The organism is Pseudoalteromonas sp. SR45-5, assembly GCF_014163565.1.
Lineage (GTDB): Bacteria > Pseudomonadota > Gammaproteobacteria > Enterobacterales > Alteromonadaceae > Pseudoalteromonas > Pseudoalteromonas distincta.
Window position 1 is genome coordinate 1 of the sequence record NZ_JACJDN010000713.1, and the last position, 1894, is coordinate 1894.

Consider the following 1894-nt stretch of genomic DNA (forward strand, 5'->3'; position numbering starts at 1 on the left):
TGTATTACAGAGATATTATTAAAATAGCTCTTCTTCGGTTTTTGTGTCTTCTTCAAATATATCGTTTGGCTGAGATAGCACATACTTTGTCGGTGCAGTGCCTTTTTCGAAGTATTCAAAGCGGCTGGTGTAGTCATTTTTGTGGCTTAGCAAACCAGTGGCTAAATCAATACGAATCGAAACAAGCCCCTCAGGTGGCTCAATTGGCGCTTCAGGTGTTCCCTCAAGTGCGGCTTTCATAAATTCAATCCATGCAGGCTGCGCTGTTTTAGCCCCCGATTCAGCACCAGATATTTGGCTGCTATCTAAGTTGTTATTGTACGTAGAACGGCCAAGAGCGTTACCTGGGTTATCAAAGCCCACCCACACAGAAGTCATTACTTTACTGTTAAAGCCACTAAACCAGGTGTCTACAGAATCGTTTGTTGTGCCTGTTTTACCCGAAAGATCACGACGTTCTAAAGCTTGTGCGCGCCAACCTGTACCACTCCAACCCGTTTTATGGGCCCAACTACCGCCGCCCCAAATACCACTGTGCATTGCATCAGCAATTAAAAATGCATTCTGCTTAGAAATAATTCTCGGTGCACATTTTTTTGTTGGCTTCACTTCATCACTACTATTATGAAGTGAGAATTCATTGTGTGTTGGTAAAGATTCTTCGTCACAGGCAAGGGCAGGGTTTGCTTTGAACAATACATTACCGTAAGCATCTTGAATTTCTGAAATAAAGTAAGGTTCAATTAAGTGGCCACCATTGGCAAATGCGCTCATGCCACGAGCAAGTTCAAGTGGAGTAATGGAAGCACTACCCAGTGCTAGTGATTCACTGCGATTAATGTCTGAATCTTTAAAGCCAAACTTTAATAAATGATCAGCTGTACGTTGTAATCCAACGCCGCGTAGTAAGCGCACCGAAATAACGTTTTTAGATTGTGCTAAAGCACGGCGAATTCTTATCGGACCATTATATACAGCAGGACTGTTTTTGGGACGCCATGCTACGCCTTGGCTTTTATCCCATTGGTTTATAGGAGCATCGTTTAATATAGACGCAAGCGTGTAACCTTTTTCAAGTGCTGCTGAATATATAAAAGGTTTTATATTAGAACCTACTTGACGCTTTGCTTGTACCGCTCGGTTATATTGACTTTGCTCAAAGCTGTAACCACCTACAATAGCTTTAATTCTGCCATCTTGTGGGTCGAGTGACACAATAGCACTTGATGCTTCTGGTATTTGGCTTAGTAAGTAGCTGTCATCTTCATTTTTACGCACCCATATTTGCATTCCTGGCGTTAAAATATCTGTAGCTGCTTTTGGAGCAAAACTTTGGCGGTAACGAGTAATATATTTACGCGCCCATTTTAAGTTATCCCAAGTAAGAGTTGTGCGCTCGCCACTTTTAAGTAATACCGACGCTGTTTTATCATTAACACTAAGCACGGCTGCTGCTTTCAAAGTACCCAACTCATTTACGCTTTGTAATTTATTGAGTATTTGTTGCTCAGTTAAAGCAGGTTGTGTTTCAGGGGCCCATAAAACATCTGTTGGTCCTCTAAAACCATGGCGCATATCGTAATTATGTAAGTTATTTACAAGTGCGTTTTGCGCTGCTTTTTGAACTTTAGACTCTACCGAGGTGAAAATTTTAAAACCTGAGTTGTAAGCTTTATCTATTCCATAACGCGAGACCATTTCAGCGCGCACCATTTCAGAAATATACGGGGCGTATAAATTTATTTCAGCACCATGAAAATAAGCGGTGATAGGTTGGCTCGTTGCTTCGTTATATTCTTCTTGAGTAATATAATTTTCAGTTAATAAACGCCCTAAAACAACATTTCGGCGTGCTTTTGCACGCGTTGGGTTACGAATTGGGTTTAAAGCTGAA

Annotated in this window: 1 protein-coding gene; it reads right to left on the bottom strand. The window is 41.2% G+C overall.

What is annotated here, in order from left to right:
• Positions 1-18 precede the first annotated feature (18 nt).
• Positions 19-1894 (bottom strand): penicillin-binding protein 1A (locus H5072_RS18305; protein ID WP_182694370.1); only part of this gene is annotated, 1876 nt, incomplete at its 5' end.